This is a genomic window from Cellulomonas sp. JH27-2 (genome assembly GCF_014837175.1).
Lineage (GTDB): Bacteria > Actinomycetota > Actinomycetes > Actinomycetales > Cellulomonadaceae > Cellulomonas.
Map to the genome: position 1 here is coordinate 258,223 of NZ_JACYFR010000001.1, position 20,753 is coordinate 278,975.

Sequence of the window (20,753 nt, forward strand, 5' to 3'; positions counted from 1 at the left end):
CATCCCACCGCGGCGTCCTACGAACATGAACTCAGTTTCCGCAAGCACCCCGTCCGCAGCCGCCTCCGGCACGTTCCGCCTCGGCGGAGACCTCGAGATCAACCGGCTCGGGTACGGCACGATGCAGCTCCCGGGCGAGGGGGTCTGGGGGCCGCCGAAGGATCGTGACGCCGCGCACGCGGTCCTGCGACGGGCCGTCGAGCTGGGCGTGAACTTCTTCGACACCGCCGACAGCTACGGCCCCGAGGTCGCCGAGGACCTGCTCCGGGAGGCGCTGCACCCGTACTCCGACGACGTCGTGATTGCCACGAAGGCCGGCCTGACCCGTCAGGGACCCGGCGTGTGGACGCCCGTCGGCCGGCCCGCATACCTGCGTCAGCAGGCCGAGCTCAGCCTGCGCCGCCTCGGCGTGGAGCGCATCGACCTGTTCCAGCTGCACCGCATCGACCCCGAGGTGCCGCTCGAGGACCAGGTGGGCGAGCTGAAGGCGCTGCAGGACGAGGGCAAGATCCGCCACATCGGGCTGAGCGAGGTCAGCGTCGCGGACGTGGAGGCGGCGCAGCAGGTCGCGACGATCGTCTCGGTGCAGAACCTGTTCAACCTCACCGACCGTTCCGCGGAGGAGCTGCTCGACTGGGCCACCGAGCGCGAGATCGCGTTCATCCCCTGGTTCCCGCTGGCCACGGGCAAGCTCTCGGGCGAGGGCAGCCCGCTGGCGGAGCTTGCGAAGCAGCACGACGCGTCGCCGTCCCAGCTGGCGCTGGCGTGGCTGCTGCGCCGCTCCCCCGCGATGCTGCCCATCCCCGGCACGTCGAGCATCGCGCACCTCGAGGACAACGTCGCCGGTGCGGGGATCACGCTGAGCGACGACGAGTTCGCGGCGCTCTCGGCGGTCAGCTAGCCCGTACCGCCGCACGGGGTGACGTCGCCCGTTCGACGGAACCCGTGCGTGTCGGCGGCGGTTGCTGGCGGGCGGGTGCACCCTGGGAGAGGACACCGGCCCATCGGCGAAGGAGCCTCTCGGATGACCGTCAGCGACCACGACGTGGACCCGGCCCTGGCGGCCCGCGTGCGGCAGGAGTTCGCCCACGCCACCTGGTTCACCCTCGCCGCCGCGACCGCCCGTGCCCATCACGCCGTCGACGCGCTGCCGTCGCCGTACTCGCCGAGGTGCGACGCGGCGGAGCGCCGCGCGGCCGAGGACAGGCAGGTCGTGCTGGAGGAGCTGCTCGCCGAGGAGACCGCACGCTCCCGCCACGGCACGGCGTGACGCGCCCGACGCCCCGCGGTCGAATCCCTCTCCCACCGATCGGCCTGCCCCCAGCAAGGGGCCCGAGGCGGCACCGTCGACACCGGTGTGAAACGTTTTACACCCTGGCAGCCGCGTGGTGGTGAGACAAATGTGAGCGCTCACACAGGAGTGAGGGTTCGACCCCCGGTACCTGCGATGTGCCGCTCCCACGATGCCGTCGGAGCCACACCCGCAGCGGCCTGGCGGCTCGCGAGCAGATGCGAGGGATGCATCGGCGCTGCCGTCCCGGACGACGGATCGCGCCTTCGGACAGCCCTGTGCGACCCATCAGGTTCTCCGGAGAGAGGCGCACGATGACCATCAGACCACCACGGGGGCGCCACGCCCTCGTCGCCGCGACGGTCGCGGCAGCGACGACCCTCGCCGGCGTCGCCGCTGCGATTCCCGCCCAGGCGGCAGCGAGCACTCTGGGCGCAGCGGCCGCGCAGACCGGCCGGTACTTCGGCACCGCTCTGGCCGCGGGCCGGCTCAGCGACTCGGCGTACACGACGATCGCCAACCGCGAGTTCTCGATGATCACCCCCGAGAACGAGATGAAGTGGGACGCGACGGAGCCGTCGCAGAACCAGTTCAACTACTCGGGCGGCGATCGCATCCTGAACTGGGCGGTCAGCAACGGCAAGCGGGTGCGTGGTCATGCGTTGCTGTGGCACGCCCAGCAGCCGGGGTGGGCGCAGAACCTGTCCGGCTCGGCCCTGCGCAACGCAGCGATCAATCACGTCACGCAGGTCGCCACGCACTACAAGGGCAAGATCTACGCCTGGGACGTGGTCAACGAGGCGTTCGCCGACGGCGGCTCGGGCGGGCGGCGGGACTCGAACCTGCAGCGCACGGGCAACGACTGGATCGAGGCGGCGTTCCGTGCCGCTCGGGCCGCGGACCCCGGCGCCAAGCTCTGCTACAACGACTACAACACCGACGGCGTCAACGCGAAGTCCACCGGCGTCTACAACATGGTCAAGGACTTCAAGTCCCGCGGTGTGCCGATCGACTGCGTCGGGTTCCAGTCACACCTGGGCGGCTCGGTGCCCGGCGACTACCAGGCCAACCTGCAGCGGTTCGCCGACCTGGGCGTCGACGTGCAGATCACCGAGCTCGACGTCGCGCAGGGCTCCAACCAGGCCACCATCTACGCCACCGTCACCAAGGCCTGCCTGGCCGTCACGCGCTGCACCGGCATCACCGTGTGGGGCGTACGCGACTCCGACTCCTGGCGCACCGGCGAGAACCCCCTGCTCTTCGACAACAGCGGCAACAAGAAGGCCGCCTACACCTCAGTCCTCAACGCCCTCAACGCGGGCGGCACGACGACGCCGACACCCAGCTCGTCACCCACCAACCCGACGACACCCGGGAGCGGCTGCTCGGTCACCTACTCGGCACCGAGCCAGTGGCCGGGCGGCTTCACGGCCAACGTGAAGCTCACCAACCTGGGCTCGGTGGTCAACGGCTGGACGCTGACCTGGTCCTTCCCCGGCAACCAGACCGTCACCCAGGCCTGGAGCGCCGACGCGTCACAGAGCGGCAACCGCGTGACGGCCAGGAACGTCAGCTACAACGGCTCGATCCCGGCCGGCGGCTCGGTCGAGTTCGGCTTCAACGGGGCGTTCAGCGGTTCCAACCCGAGCCCGACGAGCTTCAGCCTCAACGACACGGTGTGCAACGGGTCCGTCAGCCCCACCACGAGCCCGAGCCCGACGAGCAGCCCCACCAGCAGCCCGACCGCCAGCCCGACACAGTCACCGACCTGCTCGCTGCCCTCGTCGTACAGCTGGACCTCCACGGGTCCGCTCGCGACACCGAAGTCCGGTTGGGCAGCCCTGAAGGACTTCACGACGGTCGAGATCAACGGCAAGCACCTCGTCTACGCGAGCACGCACGACAACGGCACGTCGTACGGGTCGATGGCCTTCAGCCCGTTCTCGAGCTGGTCGGACATGGGCAGCGCGACCCAGACCGCCATGTCGCAGGGCACGGTCGCACCCACGCTGTTCTACTTCGCGCCCAAGAACATCTGGATCCTGGCGTACCAGTGGGGCTCGGCCGCGTTCATGTACCGGACGTCCAGCGACCCGACCGACCCGAACGGCTGGTCCTCGCCGAGCGCCCTGTTCTCGGGCTCGATCTCGGGCTCGAACACCGGTCCCATCGACCAGACGCTCATCGGCGACGGCACGAACATGTACCTGTTCTTCGCCGGCGACAACGGCAAGATCTACCGGACGTCGATGCCGTACGGCAGCTTCCCCGGGAACTTCGGCACGTCGTCGACGGTCGTCATGAGCGACTCGCAGTACAGCCTGTTCGAGGCTCCGCAGGTGTACAAGGTCGCGGGTCAGAACCAGTACCTGATGATCGTCGAGGCGATCGGCGCGAACGGCCGCTACTTCCGGTCGTTCACCGCGACGAGCCTGTCGGGCTCCTGGACGCCGCAGGCCGCGAGCGAGGCCAACCCGTTCGCGGGCAAGGCCAACAGCGGGGCGACGTGGACGAACGACATCAGCCACGGCGACCTGGTCCGGTCCACCAACGACCAGACCATGACGATCGACCCCTGCAACCTGCAGCTGCTCTACCAGGGCATGGCCGCAGGCTCGGGCGGCAGCTACGACCTGCTGCCGTGGCGGCCGGCCCTGCTCACGCTGCGCCGGTGACGCACAGCTGAACCGGTCCATCTGCTGGGCGGGCGTGGTGCGCAGCGACACCACGCCCGCCCGGTGCAGCTCCTCCCGGGCCCAGCACGACGGCCCGCCACCGGCCGTTCCCGCGCGGCGGTACACGCCCCCGGATGCCAGATCACTCCGGCGGGGTGAGACTCGGTCAGGCCCGCTCGCCCGGGCTGTGCCAAGTCAAGGAGCAGTCTGTGAAGCGTGCCGGTCAGGTGGCCGCGGGAGTGGCTGCGAGCGTCGCAGCCCTCGCCGCGAGGGACCTCATCCAGAAGAAGCACTCCGTCCTGCGGACGTACCCGGTGATCGGGCACCTGCGCTACCTCATGGAGGACCTGCGGCCCGAGCTGCAGCAGTACTTCGTCGAGCGGAACTGGGACGGGCGGCCGTTCGACCGTGACATCCGGACGCTGATCTACGAGCGCGCCAAGGGCACCAACGAGGAGCAACCGTTCGGCACGGAGCGGGACGTCAACGAGATCGGGTACGAGTACCTGGTCCACTCGACGCTGCCGGTCGAGGCGCCGGCGCAGCCGCACCGGGTGGTCGTCGGCGGCCCGGACTGCAGCAAGCCGTATTCGATGGCGCTGGTCAACGTGTCGGCGATGAGCTTCGGCGCCCTGTCGTCGAACTCGATCATGGCCCTGAACAAGGGCGCCGCGATGGGCGGCTTCGCGCACGACACCGGGGAGGGCGGCCTGTCCCCGTATCACCTGGAGCACGGCGGTGACCTGGTCTGGGAGCTCGGTTCGGGCTACTTCGGGGCCCGCACCAAGGAAGGCGACTTCGACCCGGACCTCTTCGCGGACAAGGCCGCCCACGAGAGCGTGAAGTGCGTGTCGCTCAAGCTGAGCCAGGGTGCCAAGCCCGGGATCGGTGGGGTGCTGCCAGCGGCCAAGGTGACGAAGGAGATCGCCGAGATCCGCGGGGTGCCGCAGGGCGAGAAGTGCGTCAGCCCGCCCACGCACAAAGTGTTCAGCACGCCCGTGGAGCTGATCGAGTTCCTGGCCCGGATGCGTGAGCTGGCCGGCGGCAAGCCGGTCGGGTTCAAGCTGTGCGTCGGCTCGCGGATGGACGTGCTCGCCATCTGCAAGGCGATCCTCGCCGTCGGCACGGCGCCGGACTTCATCATCGTCGACGGTTCCGAGGGTGGGACCGGCGCGGCGCCGCTGGAGTTCGAGGACCACGTCGGCATGCCGCTGACGCACGGGCTCATGACGGTGCACAACGCCCTGGTCGGCACGGGTCTGCGCGACCGCATCCGTGTGGGCGCGTCCGGCAAGGTCGCGGCCGGCAACGACGTGGTCAAGCGCATCATCCAGGGCGCGGACTACACCAACTCGGCGCGCGCCATGATGATGGCGGCCGGCTGCATCCAGGCGCAGAAGTGCCACACGGACAAGTGCCCGACGGGTGTCGCGACGCAGAGCCACGTCCGGGGCCGGGTGCTCGACGTGGGTGACAAGAGCCAACGCGTGCAGCGGTACCAGAAGGCGACGGTCGACGAGGCCGTGAAGATCATGGCCGCGATGGGCGCCCGCACCCCGCGCGACCTGTCGCCGCACCAGCTCCGCATCAACGTCTCGGCCACCCGGGCCGAGTCGTACGCGTCGCTGTTCGACTGGCTGCGCCCGGGCGAGCTGCTGGATCAGGCCCCGGAGTCGTGGGCCTTCGACTGGGCCACGGCCAGCGCCGACACCTTCCACCCCCGCATCCAGGACGACCACAGCCGGAGGACCACCGCATGACGACCGTCGCCGAGTCCATCATCGAGTCGCTGATCGCGGGCGGCGTCCGGCAGGTGTGGGGCGTCGTCGGCGACGCCCTCAACCCGCTGACGGACGCGATCCGCCGCGACGAACGCATCGAGTGGATCGGCGTGCGCCACGAGGAGGCGGCCGCCTTCGCGGTCAGTGCGCAGGCGCAGCTCACCGGCACGATCGGCGTCTGCATGGGCACGGTCGGCCCGGGCTCGATCCACCTGCTCAACGGCCTGTACGACGCGAAGAAGTCGCACGCGCCCGTGCTCGCGATCTGCGGCCAGGTGCCCAGCGAGGAGATCGGCACCGACTTCTTCCAGGAGGTCGACAACGACGTCCTGTTCTCGGACGTGTCCGTCTTCGCGCGCACCCTCACAGCCCCCGCGCAGCTCCCGCACCTGCTGGAGCAGGCCGTGAACGCCGCCTACGCGCAGCAGGGCGTGGCCGTCCTGACCATCCCCGGCGACATCGGCGAGCTCGACGTCCCGAAGGGCACCGTGGCTCGGTTCGCACCGCGCGGGACGGCGGGTGCGGCGCCCGACGAGCAGGTGGCGGCGGCCGTCGCCGCGCTGGCCGAGGGCAGCGTCACGCTGCTCGTCGGCTGCGGGGCGCGGGAGGCGCGCGACGAGGTGCTCGCGCTGGCGGAGACCCTGCAGGCGCCCATGGTGCTGACCCTCAAGGCCAAGGAGGGTCTCGAGCGAGACAACAGGTTCCAGGTGGGCCAGTCGGGCCTGATCGGCAACCCTGCCGCCGCGAAGGCCATGGACGCCTGCGACGTGCTTTTCCTGGTCGGCACCGACTTCCCGTACCGGGACTGGTACCCGACCGGCAAGACGGTCATCCAGCTCGACGCGCGCGGCGAGCACATCGGCCGCCGCACGTCGGTCGACCACGCGCTCGTCGGCGACGCGGGGGCGACGCTGCGCGCCCTGCTCCCCCGGCTGGCCGCCCGCGACGACAGCAAGCACCTCGACGACGCGGTCGCGGCCTTCCGCAGCTGGCACGAGCGCCAGGACTCGCTCCTCGATCCCGGGCACGACGACTCGCTCGTCGGCCGCGTGCGTGCCGTGTTCGACAACCCTGACGACCGCATCCGCCCCGAGGCCGTCGCGGCGGCCGTGGACCGGATCGCGCGCGACGACGCGATCTTCACCAGCGACACCGGCATGTCGACGGCCTGGCTGGCGCGCTTCGTCACCATGCGGGGCACGCGTCGCCTGATCGGCTCCTACAACCTGGGCTCGATGGCCAACGCGATGCCGCAGGCCCTGGGCGCGCAGGCGCTGGACCGCACTCGGCCCGTGGTCGCGTTCAGCGGCGACGGCGGCCTGATGATGCTGCTCGGTGACCTGCGCACCGCGGTCACGTACCGCCTGCCGGTCCGCGTGGTCGTCTTCAACAACGGTCGTCTGGGCATGGTCAAGCTCGAGCAGGAGCAGGGCGGCCTGCCCGAGTTCGGCACCGAGCTCGACAACCCCGACATCGCCGCGGTCGCTGCAGCGATGGGCCTGGCGTCGCGCCGCGTCACCGATCCCGATGAGCTCGACGACGCCGTCGCCTGGGCGTGCGGTGTCGACGGGCCGGTGCTGCTCGACGTCGTGACGAACCCCGACGAGATCGCCCTGCCGCCGAAGGCCAAGCTCAGCCAGGGCTGGGGCTTCGCCATCGCCAAGTCGAAGGAGATCCTGGAGAGCCGCTGACCCGCCGGTCAGTCGGCCGGTCAGTCGCGCTCGTAGTAGTCGTGCATGAGCAGGGTGCTCCACCCCGGCTCCTCGACGCGGTCGGGCAGGAGCCGGGGCATGACGGGCTTGAGGTCGAGCACGGGGGTGCCGTCGACGGCATCGAGCCCGCGCACCGTGATCCACGTGTCGCCGACGTCCTCGATCCGGCAGATGCTGACGCCGACCGGGTTGGGTCGGTTCGGGCCCCGCGCGGCGAAGACGCCGATGAGCGGCATGTCGGCGCGGCCCCGAGCCCGGCTCGTCCCCGTGTGGTCGGACCGGCGCACCACGCGGTCGAACCAGAACAGCACCTCGACGTGGGAGAAGTCGGCGAGCCCGACGAGGCTCTCCGTGCCCAGCGCGGCGACCAGGTCGATCCGGGCCACGACGTCCCCCCAACCCGTCGTGTCGTCGGGATCGGTGCGCGGCGACGACACGGAGCCGACGGCGAGCAGCTGCATGCTCACGGAGGTTGTGTCCATCGCCCGAGGCTATCGATGTCTTCGCCCCTCAGGCTCCGCGTGCACCCGGCTGCGCCGCGACGGCCGGGTGGGCGCACTCCAGGCGCAGCAGCGCACCCGCCCAGCCGCCGGCCAGCACGTCGACGGGCTCGTCGGGCGATGGGACGCCCATCCGGTCCGCGACGGCACGCGCACGCCGCAGCGCGGCCGGCCCGCCTGTGCTCGCGTGGGTGGCCAGGGCGTGGTGGGCGCGAGCGACCGGGGTGCCCGGTCGCGGGGCCGGCGGTGACGCGTGGCTGCAGCGGGCCGACCAGAGGAGCGCGAGGTCGTGGGCCAGTGCGTCGCCGGTGAGGGTCGCGACGCGTTCGAGGAGCCAAGCGACGTGCGCGGCGCGGTCGCCGTCCGCCGTGGCCCAGGTGTCGCCGTCGGTGTCGAGGCAGCCGAGCACCGCGGTCAGGTCGGGCGTGGGCGGGATCGGCACGGGCGGCGCGTGGAACGCGCGGGTCAGCGCGTCGCGGAACGTGCGCACCGACCGGTAGCGGCGGCTCGGGTCGACGGCCAGGGCGCGGCGCAGCGCGCGTTCGACGGCCGGACGTGGCGGGGCTCCGACGCCGACGAACGGTCGCGGGCGACCGGTCGCGATGCGGCGCAGCGCCTCGGTCCGCTCGCACTCGAGGTCGAGCGGCGGGGCACCGGCCAGCAGCGTGAAGACGAGGACCGCGACCGAGTACTGCTCGGCCGTGGCGTCGAGCGGCGGCGACGGCTCGTCGCGGAGCAGGGCGTCGGCGGCCTGCGGGTCCAGGTACTCACCGCCGGCCGTGCGGGGTGCGGCGGACCCGTCGACGCGGGCCAGCCCGAAGTCGATGAGCGCCACGTGCCCGTCGGCCTCGACCAGCACGTTGCCCGGGTGGACGTCGCCGTGCAGCACGCCGAGGGCGTGCGCGTCGGCGTAGGCGTCGAGGACGCGCGCCGCGAGCAGGTCCCGGCCCGCGTCGTCAGCCGCGAGCGCGGCCAGGTCGGCCGGGTCACCGTCGACCTCCTCGAGCACGAGCGTCCCGCCCGCAGGGGTCCGCTCGGTCCACACCAGTCGCGGCGCGACCAGGCCCGACAGCCGCTCGAGGGCAGCCAGCTCACGCGTGACGAGACCGGCCCCGTGCCCTTCGTCGGCTACGACCTTGACCACAGCCCGACCCCCGCCGGGCAGCGCCGCCCGCCACACCTCGCTGTCCGTCAGGACGCGCACGGGTTCCGTCAGGCGCGCGGGCCCGACGAGGTCGCCGACCTGGTGCCGCGCGTGCAGCGCGTTGCTCGACGCGGCGTCGGCGACCACCAGGACGTCGGAGCGGGTGAGCGCGACGAGCACGCCGAACGCCTCGTCGAGGGTGGCCAGGGGGTCGACGCCGGCGCTGCGGCTGTAGGCGAGGACCGCCTCGACGAGGGTCGCCGGCTCGCGGAAGCACGCGAGCAGCGCCATCGCGTCGCCGGAGAGCAGCTGCGGGGGCACGCGGCTCCCGCGCCGGGCGACGAGCACCTCGCCCGGTGAGTCCATCGGCACCTGCTCCACGTCGGGGTGCAGGACGTAGCGGAGCTGGTCGACGCTCATGCCGCCACCCGCGCCCCGGGGTACCAGGTGACGACGTCGAGGTCGGCGGCCAGCGACGCCAGCGCGTCGGTCGCGACCTGCTGCGACGTCGCCGTCGGGTCCGCCGCACGGGCGTCCGCCAGGGCCAGCGCGACCGCCCGGCAGACCACGGCCCGCCAGCTCTGGCCACCGACGTCCTCGCCTCGCGAGACGATGCCGCTCGCTCCCACCTGCCCGCTGAACAGGACCCCCTGCGCAGGCAGGTCGGCGAGCTCGTCGGCCAGGGCCTGCGCGACCACGTCCGCGCGCTGCGCCGCGGGCAGGTAGAGCACCATCTTGTCGGCGCGGTGCAGGCCGGCGGCGTCGGCCCCGACCTTCCACGACGGGACGCCGAGGCGGGCGGCGACGGCGACGACGCGCTCCAGCGCGACCGGGACCGCGGGCGTCGTCGGGCTGACGTAGACCTTGTGGACGAGGACCGCGGGGTCGGCGTCGTCGGCCGTCCACCCGTCCCAGTGCTCGGTACGAGACCGTCGGTACGCGGCGAGCGCGGTGCGGTGGGGCCTCGCGGCACGGTCGACGAGCACGCGCGCCCAGCGGGGGTCGGTCCGCGGGTGCGCGGCGGTGGCGCCCGCTCGGTAGCAGAACGCCGCGAGCGCGTCGGGCCCGGCGTACGCGGTCAGGGCTGCGGCCCGGCCGACCGCGCGCGCGGTCAGCCGGGCCAGTCGTCCGTCGGTCTCGACGGGCACGGCTCAGCCCTTGACGGCCGACGCCACGTATGCGACGTCCTCGGCCGAGGCCTGCAGACCCTCGATCTCCCGCTCGACGACCTTCAGCGTCACGGCGAGCGACTCCCGCACCTGCTGCAGGTCGGCCTCGTCGAGCCTGCCGACGGGGAACACGATCGGCGTGATCGGCGTCGGGATGGTGTACAGCGTGGTGTCGTCGGCGGGCAGGAAGACCCCGCCACCGCCGCCGCCGGCCGCCCGCGTCTGCAGGCGTGCGATCTGCGGCGACAGTGCCGCCACGCGGATGATCGGCGACGTCTCGGGGACCGTCGGCGGGTTGGTCAGCGGGTCGTGCCAGGTGAACTTCGGCAGCCTGCGGACGTACAGATCCTTGATGTAGAAGCCCATGTCTCCCCCTGGAGTGGTGCTCACCCGGTCGCTCCGGGCCGCGACCCGACGGGCCGCTCGATGGTCAGGGGCGCGCGCGCAGGCACCGAGATACCGCGGCCCGAGAACTCCACCCTGGGTGGCACGTGAGCAGACGTGAATGCCGCGGTCGAGAACAGAGAGAAGCAGACCCGCGCGGGCGTGCGCGGCGATACGGTTGCGCGATCGCGTGCGGAACGGCCCGCACGCCGCCGACCAGGGGGAACACCATGAGATCACGTCCGGTCGTGCTGACCATGCTCGTCGCTGGGCTCGTGGCGGTCCCCCTGGGCGCGTCGTCCGCGTCGGCCGTCGGTTCGACCGAATCCATCTCCGGCCACGTCACGTTCGCGGGACAGCCCGTGGCCGGCGCGATCGTCGAGGTCAACGAGTGGAACAACGAGGACGACGTGTGGGAGCCCGTCTTCCACGGCACGACCGACGCCTCGGGCGCCTACTCGATCGAGGTGCAGGCCGGCTACTACGAGGTCTCGGCCGAGACCGCGTCCCCGAGCCCGTACCTGCGTACCGACGCCGGTGGCACGGTCCGCGACCCGATCGCGACGGTCTTCGCGGTCAAGGCCAGCTCGCAGCTCACCGCCGACATCTCGATGCGCGCCGGTGCGCTCGCCACCGGGAAGGTCGTCGACAGCGCCGGCAAGCCGGCCACGGGGATGACCGTGCTGGTGGCGAGCACCAACCGGTTCGGCCAGGCGTATGCGACGACGGATGCCGCAGGCGCGTACACGATCGAAGGCCTGGCAACCGGGCCTGCGACACTCGAGCTCGCCGGCACCCGCGGCGTCGCCGCGCGGCGCACGATCTCGCTCACGGCGGGGACGACGACGAAGGTCCCGACGATCCACCTCGCCAACGCCGCGACCATCACCGGCCACATCAAGGCCAAGAGCCCCCGCAACCAGGACCTCACCCTCCTGGACGCGCACCACGACGTCGTCTGGAACGCCAATTCCGACTCGCACGGGAACGTGAAGATCACCGGCCTGCCGGCAGGCGCGTACCGGCTGGTCCTGGACGGCACCAACCTCAGCAAGCGGGTGGTCGTCAAGACAGGCAAGACGGCGTCCTTCGGCACGATCACGCGCGCCAACCGCACGTACCTCAGTGGCACGGTCACCACGCCGTCCGGGAAGGCCGCGGCCCACGCGTACGTCCAGCTCACGGACACGTGGGGGACCTACGCCGGATCCGCGACCACAGACGCGCAGGGCCAGTTCAAGGCGTTCGGAGTCCTGTCCGGCGCCTACCGCGTCCACGCCTCGAACAGGGCGAAGGGCTACGCGGACACCAGCGTCAGGACCACGGTCACGAAGGGCAAGGACAAGACCGGCGTCCGCATCAAGCTCACGCCGGGCGGGACCCTCACGGGCGTCGTGAAGAACTCCGCCGGCGCGGTGGTCCCTGGCGTCGTCGTCGTCGACCCCGGCGCGGCCCTGGCCGGTGAGGTCGTGACGGACAGCCACGGGCGGTGGACGCTGCGCGGGGTCACCCCGGGCAAGCGCACGGTCGACGTCTACGACCCGTACCCGGGCGGCTATCGCGACGTCACGCGGACGACGACGGCCGTGGCGGGCAAGATCACAACGGTGTCCAGCACGCTCCGCTGAAGCGCTGGTCGGGGACCGGCGCGTCGCCGATCCGCACGGTGAACCCCGCGCCTCCCTCGGGCGCCACGCCCACCTCGATCGAGCCACCCAGGCGCGCGACCAGGCCGTGCACCAGCGACAGGCCGATGCCCGGGTGATGCTGACGGGACGACGATGCGGCCCGCAGGTCCGACGCACGTCAGGCACGTGTTCGAGATGTGCAAAGGTCAGCGGGCGGCTGCCAGGAGGGTGCGCTCGAGCTCCTCGGGAAGACCGTGCACCGGCCGGTCGTCCCGAGGAGGTACGGGGCCCTGCTCCCGCAGCCAGGCCCACGTGTCGGCCACCGTCTGCTCCACCGGCCGGCAGACGAGCCCCGCGGCCTGCACCTTCGTCGTGCCCGACTCGAGGAAGCCCGCGAACTCGCCGCCCTCTGGCACCCACGCCGGGAGCTGGGTCCACGGCTCGGCACCGGCCTCGAGGAGCTGGTCCTGGCCGACCCACACGAGCCGCGCGTCGGACCCGGTCGCAGCGATGCACGCGGTCAGCAGCCCCTCGGTGGTGGTCGCACCCGACGGTCCGACGACGTCGTAGGGGCCGGACCGGCCGGCTGCGAGCGCGTCGAGCAGCCAGGACGCCAGGTCGCGGACGTCGATGTACTGCAGCGGACGCCCCGGCCGTCCGGGGGCGACGACGTCCCCTCCGCGCGCGATGCGGGACAGCCACCAGGGCAGACGCCCGATGTCCTCGTGCGGTCCCAGGATCAGACCGGGCCGCGCGATCAGCGCGCCCGGGAAGCTGCGCAGGACGCCCAGCTCGGCGCCGCGCTTCACGGCGTCGTACGGCCCGTCCTCCGCGTCCGGCCCGCCTTCGACGAGCGGCGACCCCTCGTCGACGTGGGCGCCCCAGGCGTACACCGACACCGACGACACGTACGCGAAGCGGTCGACGTGCCCGACGAGCGCGGCCGCCGTCTGCGTGGCGACCCGTGGCGCACCCGACCACGTGTCGACGACGAGGTCCCACGTGTCGTCGCCGATCGCGGCCCGGACCGCGGCCGCATCCGTCCGGTCCGCGGCCAGGGTGCGCACCCCGTCCGAGGCCGCGCGACCGCCCCTGTTCAGCGTCGTGACCTCCCAGCCCCGGCCGAGCGCGTCGGCGACGACGGCCCTCCCGACGAATCGGGTCCCACCCAGCACGAGCAGCCTCATACCCCCATGCTGACGGCCCGCCGCCGGCACTGACCAGGTGATCTGCCGTCAGCAGAACGTCGGCTGGTCACGGGTGCCCGGGGCCGAAGATCTGCTTCAGCCAGTCGATGAGGTCACCGACGACGCCGCGGAGCCAGTCGCCGAGCGTCCGTGCGGTGACGGGTGCCGACGTCGCGACCACCGGGTCGGAGCCGGTGGCGCTCGCCGTGACCGCGACGGACAGTCGGTGCCCGGCGTCGGCGGTCCTGACGACATACGTCCTGCCCACCGCCTTCGCGATCGGCTTGCCGTCGCGCAGCCACTGGTAGGTGCAGTGGACGGCGGCGGACCACGTCCCCGAGTTCGCGGCCAGGGTCGCGCCGACGACGGGCGCACCCCTGATCGTCGGCGCCGTGACGTTGGCCAGCGGCGCGGTGACGGGAGGCAGCACCTCGATCGTCGTCCGGGTGCCGTCGCCCGTCAGGCGCGCACCGGTGTCGCCCGGCGCGACGTCCGTCAGCTCGAACAGGCCGTGCAGGTCGACCGACCCGTCGGCGGCGATCGTCGGCGCGACGCCCGTGTCCGTCGAGACGAACCAGGCGTCGCTGACGGTCGCCGGGCGGCCGTCGGAGGCGTCCTTCGTGGCGCCGTCGAAGTAGTTCGACGGATCCGTCAGCAGCGACGTGTCGGGCTGCTTGAGGCTCAGCAGGTCGGCGTTCGGGGACCGGTACGACAGCATCCCCGCCACACGGAAGTCCGTGGTGGCTGCGTTGGTCTCGAGCCGGATGCCGCGGTCGTTGCCCACCGACGTCACCTGCTGCACCCGCACGTTCGGGCCCGAGTTCGACGTGACGCCCGTACCGAGGTTGCCGAAGGTGACGGAGTTGCGCAGCAGGTGGTCGCCGGGGATCGACTCGCCGCCCAGCTTGAACCCGTTGCCCTCGCCGGTCCGGGCGTCGGCGGCGTCGGACAGGCGGCCGTTGTCGTAGGCGACGCTGTCCTCGATGACGACGGTACCGATGGGCCCGGTGGTCGACTTGGCGTACAGGTCCCAGCCGTCGTCGATGTTGTGGTGGGAGATGTCGTGGCGGAACACGTTGCCCGCGCCGACGGTCAGCTTGGCGGCGAAGCCGTCGGCGTCGTTGCCGCCCGGGTCGGCGTTGTCGTGCGAGACCGACGACACCACCAGGTTGTCCGACGGCCACATCGACGGCGGCTCGGTGGAGGAGCCCGAGATCTGGATGCCCGTGTCCTGGTTGTGGTGGGACTCGACGCGCTCGACGACGTTGTGGTTGCCCCCGATCAGCATCGGCTTCTCCTTGTCGCCGGAGCCGGTGATCTCGAGGTCGTACACGTGCCACCAGTCGGCGCGCAGGTCGATGCCGCCGCTGGAGGACTGCGTCAGGTCGAGCACCGCCCGCTTGCCGGGCTCCGACATCAGCGTGATGGGTGCGTCCTTCGTCCCGTCGTGGCCGCGGTCGGCGACGACCGCCGTCGTCGGGCGGTACGTCCCGCCGGCCAGGACGATCTGCTGCCCGGCCTGGGCGTACGCGACCGCGGTGTGCAGGTCGAGCGGCTTCGCGGCGGTGCCGTCACCGTCGGCGCGACCGTCCGGCGTCACCCGGATCGACTGCCCGGGCTTGCCGTAGCGGTGGACCGTGAACGTCAGCGGCACGTCGACCGGGTCGGTGGACTCGACGGCCTCGTGGTCGCCGAGCTGCGGCTGCTCCGCGTCGGGCAGGAGCCTCGCGGTGAACGTGTTCTTCCCGTCCTCGAGCGTCAGCGGCACCAGCACCCGCTCGCCCGGCGCGAGCGCGACGTCGTCGACCACCACGGTCCCGTCCGCGGCCAGGATCTGACCCGTGCCGTGCATGTTCGCGACGAGCGGGACCTCGATCTCGTTCCGCGGGGTCGTCGCCGTGACGTCCACGTCGAGGGTCGCCGGCACGTACGTCGTCGGCTGCTCCTGCGCGGGGTCGTCGTCGCCCGGCGCGACGGTCGTGAAGTCCCAGTCGGTGACGGTCACGACGATCTTGCGGGCCACCGCGAGCCCGACGTAGAAGGTGTCGGGGTCCTGCTTCAGGAGCAGGTCCGGGTCGTAGTCGATGACCTCGACGTCGCCGCCGTCGGCCGCGTCGCGGTGCCAGATCGCGTGGAACCCCGTGTTCGAGCGCCGCAGCGACAGCTTGTACACGTCACCCGTGGCGAACTTCAGCGGCGCGGCGTCCGGCCGGTAGTTCGGGTCGAAGACCCGCGAGCCGCTCGCGTCGCGCGCCCCGGCCGTCGCGTCGTTCGGTGCGCCCGTGTAGCCGCTGACGAACCGCGCGCCCGGCGTGCCGTTGGTGATCGTCGCCGTGCCCTCGCCGTACCGCGTGACGAGTGCGCCGGCCGAGTTGAGGTACCGACTCGTGCCGTCGCCGGGCACCATGTCGTCGACCGCGAGGACGCCGAAGCCGGACTGGTTGTCGGCCGTCGAGGCGTCGTCGACCCGGAAGGTCGCGTCGAGCGTGAAGTTCTCCGTGGCCGGGTCCACCTGCGTGTAGAAGTACTGGAACCCGTCCTCGGACGTCGCGAGCTTGGTCGAGCTCGCCTTGGCGTCGAACGTGATCGTGCCGTCGTCGTTGACCTTCACCGAGCCGCCGCTGTTGGCGTTGGACCCGACCTCGGTGGTCTTCCAACGCTCGACCGCGGCGGCGACGGCAACCTCGTACGGCGGGCTCGTCGCCGCGTCGTCCCCGCGGTGCGCGACGACGCGGACCTGGTACGTCGCACCCGGCGTCAGGCCGGTGACCTGGGCAGACGTGGCCGTCACACCGTCGACGGCCGTCGTGTAGTCGCCGCCCGTGCCCGTCTGAACCTCGTACGTCTGCGCCTCGGCGACGGCGGTCCAGTCGACCGTGACCGTCGCCTTGCCGCCCGTGACCGCGGTGGTCAGCGCGCCCGTGACCTGGGGTGCGCCCAGGGGGAGGTCGAAGCGGCCGGCCTCCGCACGGCCCGACGAGAGCGCGTCCGTCTCCCCGGACCGCGTGAGCTGCACCTCGACCTGGTAGGTCCCGGACGCCGGCGGCGTCAGCGCGATGCTCCCGCTGGTGCCGTCGGTGGCGGTGAAGGCGCGGTCGACGACCGTGCCGTCGGCGTCGTAGAGCAGGGCGTGCGCGATGTCGGCACCGTCGGCGCCCAGAAGGCCGGTGTAGCGCACGACGAGCTTCGTCGGGTCGTCCTCGTCGACCCCGACCCCGTCCACGACGGGTGCCGCGACGTCCGCCCACGGCGCGCGCTCGGGCGCGCTGCCATCGGTGATCTCGGCGTAGTAGACGTTGACGCCGGAGGCCGGCGACGCGATCCGGTACGCGCCGGCCGACGGGACGTCGAGGACCTGCGTCGCGACGGGCTGGTCCGGGTCGTCGGCAGCCGCGGGGACGGTGTCCACGACGGCGCCCGTCGCGTCGTACAGCGCCAACGACCGGTCGGCCGTCGCGCTGCCGCTGCGGGCGTGGATCAGCACGTGCGCGGCGTCGTCAACGGTGAAGGCCAACGACCGCGCCGTCGCATCACCCGTGCCGTTGAGCTTGATCCGCTGCGAGTAGACGTCGCCGCGGTCGGAGGTGAGCGCGCTCGCGTCGACGCTCACGTTCTTGGTGCTCGACGCCGTGATCGTGAAGTCGCCGACGACGGTGCTCGTCGTGATGCTGCCGACCGCGAGACCGTCGGCCGCCAGCGCCGTGCCGGGTCCCACGGCCTGGGCGGCGACCGCCCCGGACACGGTGAGTGCCGCCGCCGTCAGGACGGCCAGGGGCGTGCGGAATCGAGCACTGAGCGGTGCCATGGGTCTCCCCGTCGAGATGGGTCGCGTGCGTCGTCGCACGTGCCGGAAACCGGTTTCCCGCACAGTACGGTCGTCCGGTTCGTCCGTCAAGACCTCGGGAATCCGATTTCCGTGCCCGATGCCGCTTCGTGCCTCGCGGCAGACGGGTGATTCAGGTGACCCGGGGTTGCCCACCTGCGGGCGCGCCCTGCGACCATCGGGCCATGCTCGACGCCCCGCTCCCGACCGCCGGCTGGTACGCCGACGGCGTGACCCCGGGCGTCCTGCGCTGGTTCGACGGCACCGCCTGGACCGAGCAGACGATGCCGGCACCCGCCCGTGTCGCCGCACGCCTGGGCGACACGACCGACCCCGCCCGCGACGCGGCGCTCGAGTGGAGCCGACTCGCCGAGGCCCGCCGCGTCCGGCGCGGAGCGATCGGCTGGTTCTGCACGGGCGCCACGGCGCTTGCCCTCGCCGGCCTCGGCAGCCTGGCGATGGGCGGGCCCGGCGATCTGTGGATCCTGGGCGCGATCGGCGGCGTCTTCTGCGTCGGCCGCGCGATCCGCGACTACCACCGCGCGGTCTACCGCGGCGCGCCGACGTTCTCCGTTCCGGGATTCGCGCTCGCGGTGGCGGCTCTGGTGCTGGCCGTCGGCGTGTTCGTCGCTGCCCCCGTCGAGGCGGCCCACCAGGTCTCGCACCTGAGCCACGAGGTGAGCGGCGTGACCGACGAGGACGTCCAGCAGCTGCTCCACCAGGTCGGGGTCTCCCCCTGAGAACGGCGGTGCGGCCGGCACACCCCCGGCCGGCCGCACCGCTCTGGCTACTTCTTGACCGTGAAGCTCTTCGACGCCGCCGACCCCGTGCCGATCGACGTCACGGCCTTGACGTAGACCGTGTCGGTCCCCGCCCGCAGCTTGCTGCGCGGCACGCTCACCTTGTGGGTGCTCGCCTTCACGGTCTTGCTCCACAGGGTCTTGGAGCCCTTCTTGACGGTCACGACGTACTTCGTCACCGGCTTGCCCCCGGTGCTCGTCGGCGTCTTCCACGTCACCGAACGCGACGTCGCCTTGCTGCTGCCGTGCACCGCGAGCGACCGCACCTTGCCCGGCTTGGAGAACGTGGCCTTGAAGGCCTTCGACGCGCTCGACCCGGACCCCACGGCGTTCACAGCCCGCACGGTCACAGTGTTGGTGCCCGGCGAGAGCGTTGCGCGGGCGACCTTCACCGACCGCGTGCTCGCCGAGACGTGCTTGGACAGCAGCGTCTTGGAGCCGTGCTTCACGACGACCGTGTAGCCGGTGACCGCCTTTCCGCCGCTCGTCGCGGGTGCCTGCCACGACACCGTCCGCGTCGCGGCCTTCGTCGAGCCGCTGACCCCCAGCGCGCGGACCGCCGACGGCGCCCGGAACGGGACCAGCGGGGCGTAGGTGTTGACCGCGAGCGAGCCTGCCTGCACCGCGACCAGGGCACGATCACCACGCAGGTACACGCCGAGCGGCGCGCTGAGCTGCGTCGACGCACCCGTCAGACGACGCAGAGGCGTCGCGTCCCCGTTGGCGCCGGGGCCGAAGACGACGACCATGTTCTCGTAGTACGACGCCGCGTAGACGTCCTTCGAGCTGTCCACGGCGACGCCCGTGACGAATCCGAGCCCAGACGTCAGGCCACCGATCTCACGCACCGGTGCGACGTTGCCGTCTACCATCGCGGCGAACACGAGAACTCCTCCGTGGGTGGCCACGTACAGCGCCCCGTCCGACCCCAGGGCGAGGTCGTACGCCCAGTCGATCTGGGTGGCCGGCCCCGCCAGTCGCTTGCGTGGCGCGACATTGCCCGACGCCGTGGGCGCGAACTCGACGACCGCATCGGCCGACACGTCGGACACGAGGACTCCGCCCTGGCTCGTGAGCCGCAGCCCACCCGGCTGCGCCAGCGTCGTCGCGGGACCGGCGATCCGGCGCACGGGTGCCACGTTCCCGTCGGCACCCGGCGCGTACACGGAGACGGACGCCGACCCCGAGCTGGCGACGAAGACGTAGCCGGCCGGGTTCACCGCCACCCCTTGCGGTGAGCTCAACAGGGTCGCAGCGCCCGAGATGACGCGCACCGGGGCCGCGTTGCCCGTGGCACCCGGCGCGTACACGCGCACGGCGTTCCCGTCCGTGACGTAGGTGTACCCGTGCGAGTCCACCGTGGTCCCCCACGCTCCGCTGAGGCCCGTCGCCGCGCCCGCCAGGACCGACTTCGGGGACGTCCCGACATCGTCCGCGCTCGCGGACACCGCCGTGAGCGGGACGGCCAAGGCCGCGGCGACCACCGCGGCCAGCACTGCACGACGAGCACCCATCGCCGACTCCTTCGTTCGCGGCGCCGGGTTGCGCCACCCGTCAGGAGACGATCGGCGACGGCCGAGATACGTCTCGGCACGGGATCACCCGCGGTCGTAGTCTGCGAAGGTGCTGACCAACCGCTCCGCCCCGCACGCGCGCATCGCACCGGTGCTCACGGTCGCCGACGTCCGCGCGGCCGTCGCCTGGTACTGCGACGTCCTCGGGTTCGTCGAGCACGTCCGCATCGGTGACCACCACCGTGCACAGCTCGGTCTGCCCGACGGCCCGGCCGCGGAGATGGTCGTCGCGGAGGTACGCCCCGGTCGCCGGTTGCCCCAGGACGAGCGCTCGCACCAGCTGATGCTCAAGGTCGACGACGTCACCGCCGTCGTCACCGCGATCGTCGCGCGCGGCGGCGAGATGGTGGAGCCCCCGCACGACTGGGAGTACGGCGAACGGCAGTCCACGGTGAACGACCCCTTCGGCCACCAGTGGGTCCTGAACCAGACCCTCGCCGACGTCGCCCCGGAGGACTGGGGCGGCGAGTCCGTCACCCCACGTCCGCCGACCGGCTGACCCCGGCTTCGCGACGCCGTCAGCCGACGAGCGCCGCGTACCGCGCGTACACGTCGAGCGGCAGTCCGTCCTCCGTCTCGTCGTCGACCGGCTCCCCCGGTGCCGCCACCAGCATCACCGGCGGGATGGCCCGGGCCACCGGTTCGTCGTCCAGGTAGTCCTCGGTCCAGTCGTCACCGTCGTCGTCGGTCGGGTCGAAGCCGATGCCGTGGTCGGCGTACTCGCCGGCCAGGAACCGGTCCTCGATGCGGCGCAGCAGCTCCCAGCGCGGGCGCTCGTAGTCGGCGGCGTCGTCGACCGACGCGTACTGCGCGTAGTACCCGGCCCCCAGCAGCCAGTACGCGGCGAGCGCCGTGGCGCGGTCCGTCGTCGGGTCGTCGAGCACCACCTCGACCAGCGCCGTGCCATCGTCCAGGTTGGTCCCGCACACGTAGGCGTGCCGCTGCTGCGGCGTCGCCGTCCGCAGGAAGTCGCGGACGAGCAGGTCAGCAGCGTCGAAGTCGGATTCTTCAGTCACGGAAGAAACCGTAGCAAACCACCACGACCCGGACGGCGCATGCGTGCCCCGGGACACCGCCTGCAACAG

Annotated in this window: 16 protein-coding genes; 8 read left to right on the plus strand and 8 right to left on the minus strand. The window is 72.2% G+C overall.

Going from position 1 to position 20,753, the window contains the following annotated elements; translation table 11 throughout:
* Positions 1 to 25 precede the first annotated feature (25 nt).
* From IC607_RS01210 to IC607_RS01230, 5 genes are all read left to right on the plus strand, one after another.
* Positions 26 to 901, plus strand: a complete 876-nt coding sequence (locus tag IC607_RS01210; protein ID WP_191785172.1) for an aldo/keto reductase — start codon at positions 26 to 28, stop codon at positions 899 to 901.
* 123 nt (positions 902 to 1,024) lie between these two features.
* Positions 1,025 to 1,270: a hypothetical protein gene (locus IC607_RS01215; RefSeq protein WP_191785173.1), complete on the plus strand. Its 246-nt coding sequence runs from the start codon at positions 1,025 to 1,027 to the stop codon at positions 1,268 to 1,270.
* A gap of 335 nt (positions 1,271 to 1,605) precedes the next feature.
* Positions 1,606 to 3,966, plus strand: coding sequence for a non-reducing end alpha-L-arabinofuranosidase family hydrolase (locus IC607_RS01220; RefSeq protein ID WP_191785174.1), 2,361 nt, complete (start codon positions 1,606 to 1,608; stop codon positions 3,964 to 3,966).
* A 209-nt stretch (positions 3,967 to 4,175) separates the two neighbouring features.
* Positions 4,176 to 5,726: an FMN-binding glutamate synthase family protein gene (locus IC607_RS01225; protein ID WP_370525939.1), complete on the plus strand. Its 1,551-nt coding sequence runs from the start codon at positions 4,176 to 4,178 to the stop codon at positions 5,724 to 5,726.
* A complete protein-coding gene (locus IC607_RS01230) occupies positions 5,723 to 7,438 on the plus strand; it encodes a thiamine pyrophosphate-dependent enzyme (RefSeq protein ID WP_191785176.1) in 1,716 nt (571 codons plus the stop codon). The genes IC607_RS01225 and IC607_RS01230 overlap by 4 nt, the downstream gene beginning before the upstream one ends.
* Positions 7,439 to 7,458: 20 nt before the next feature.
* Here IC607_RS01230 and IC607_RS01235 read toward each other — a convergent pair whose 3' ends face one another.
* The 4 genes from IC607_RS01235 to IC607_RS01250 are packed head-to-tail and all read right to left on the minus strand — an operon-like array spanning position 7,459 to position 10,662.
* Positions 7,459 to 7,941, minus strand: coding sequence for an SAM-dependent methyltransferase (locus IC607_RS01235; protein WP_191785177.1), 483 nt, complete (start codon positions 7,939 to 7,941; stop codon positions 7,459 to 7,461).
* A 28-nt stretch (positions 7,942 to 7,969) separates the two neighbouring features.
* Entirely contained in the window at positions 7,970 to 9,523 is a 1,554-nt protein-coding gene (locus tag IC607_RS01240) for an AarF/UbiB family protein (protein ID WP_191785178.1), read from the minus strand.
* The gene (locus tag IC607_RS01245; protein WP_191785179.1) at positions 9,520 to 10,251 is read right to left on the minus strand and encodes a hypothetical protein; all 732 of its coding nucleotides are present in this window, start codon (positions 10,249 to 10,251) and stop codon (positions 9,520 to 9,522) included. The genes IC607_RS01240 and IC607_RS01245 overlap by 4 nt, the downstream gene beginning before the upstream one ends.
* Positions 10,252 to 10,254: 3 nt before the next feature.
* Positions 10,255 to 10,662 (minus strand): hypothetical protein, encoded by a 408-nt coding sequence (locus IC607_RS01250; RefSeq protein WP_191785180.1) that lies wholly within the window; start codon positions 10,660 to 10,662, stop codon positions 10,255 to 10,257.
* A 224-nt stretch (positions 10,663 to 10,886) separates the two neighbouring features.
* Here IC607_RS01250 and IC607_RS01255 point away from each other — a divergent pair, with 224 nt between their 5' ends.
* Positions 10,887 to 12,284, plus strand: a complete 1,398-nt coding sequence (locus IC607_RS01255) for a carboxypeptidase regulatory-like domain-containing protein (RefSeq protein WP_191785181.1) — start codon at positions 10,887 to 10,889, stop codon at positions 12,282 to 12,284.
* A gap of 206 nt (positions 12,285 to 12,490) precedes the next feature.
* On the opposite strand, the gene IC607_RS01260 is transcribed toward IC607_RS01255, so the two are convergent.
* Both IC607_RS01260 and IC607_RS01265 read right to left on the minus strand, forming a co-directional pair.
* On the minus strand, positions 12,491 to 13,471 hold the full coding sequence (locus IC607_RS01260) for an NAD-dependent epimerase/dehydratase family protein (RefSeq protein WP_191785182.1): 981 nt from the start codon (positions 13,469 to 13,471) through the stop codon (positions 12,491 to 12,493).
* Positions 13,472 to 13,538: 67 nt separating this feature from the next.
* Positions 13,539 to 17,276, minus strand: coding sequence for a fibronectin type III domain-containing protein (locus IC607_RS01265; protein WP_191785183.1), 3,738 nt, complete (start codon positions 17,274 to 17,276; stop codon positions 13,539 to 13,541).
* A gap of 203 nt (positions 17,277 to 17,479) precedes the next feature.
* Between IC607_RS01265 and IC607_RS01270 the strand changes: the two genes are divergently transcribed.
* Positions 17,480 to 18,034 carry a DUF2510 domain-containing protein gene (locus IC607_RS01270; protein ID WP_191785184.1) on the plus strand — a complete coding sequence of 185 codons (555 nt, stop codon included), beginning with the start codon at positions 17,480 to 17,482 and terminating at the stop codon, positions 18,032 to 18,034.
* Positions 18,035 to 18,081: 47 nt separating this feature from the next.
* On the opposite strand, the gene IC607_RS01275 is transcribed toward IC607_RS01270, so the two are convergent.
* The gene (locus IC607_RS01275; RefSeq protein ID WP_191785185.1) at positions 18,082 to 19,608 is read right to left on the minus strand and encodes a fibronectin type III domain-containing protein; all 1,527 of its coding nucleotides are present in this window, start codon (positions 19,606 to 19,608) and stop codon (positions 18,082 to 18,084) included.
* Between the two features lie 109 nt (positions 19,609 to 19,717).
* Between IC607_RS01275 and IC607_RS01280 the strand changes: the two genes are divergently transcribed.
* Positions 19,718 to 20,167, plus strand: a complete 450-nt coding sequence (locus tag IC607_RS01280; RefSeq protein WP_191785186.1) for a VOC family protein — start codon at positions 19,718 to 19,720, stop codon at positions 20,165 to 20,167.
* A 19-nt stretch (positions 20,168 to 20,186) separates the two neighbouring features.
* Here IC607_RS01280 and IC607_RS01285 read toward each other — a convergent pair whose 3' ends face one another.
* On the minus strand, positions 20,187 to 20,684 hold the full coding sequence (locus IC607_RS01285; RefSeq protein WP_191785187.1) for a DUF4274 domain-containing protein: 498 nt from the start codon (positions 20,682 to 20,684) through the stop codon (positions 20,187 to 20,189).
* Between the last annotated feature and the right edge of the window lie 69 nt (positions 20,685 to 20,753).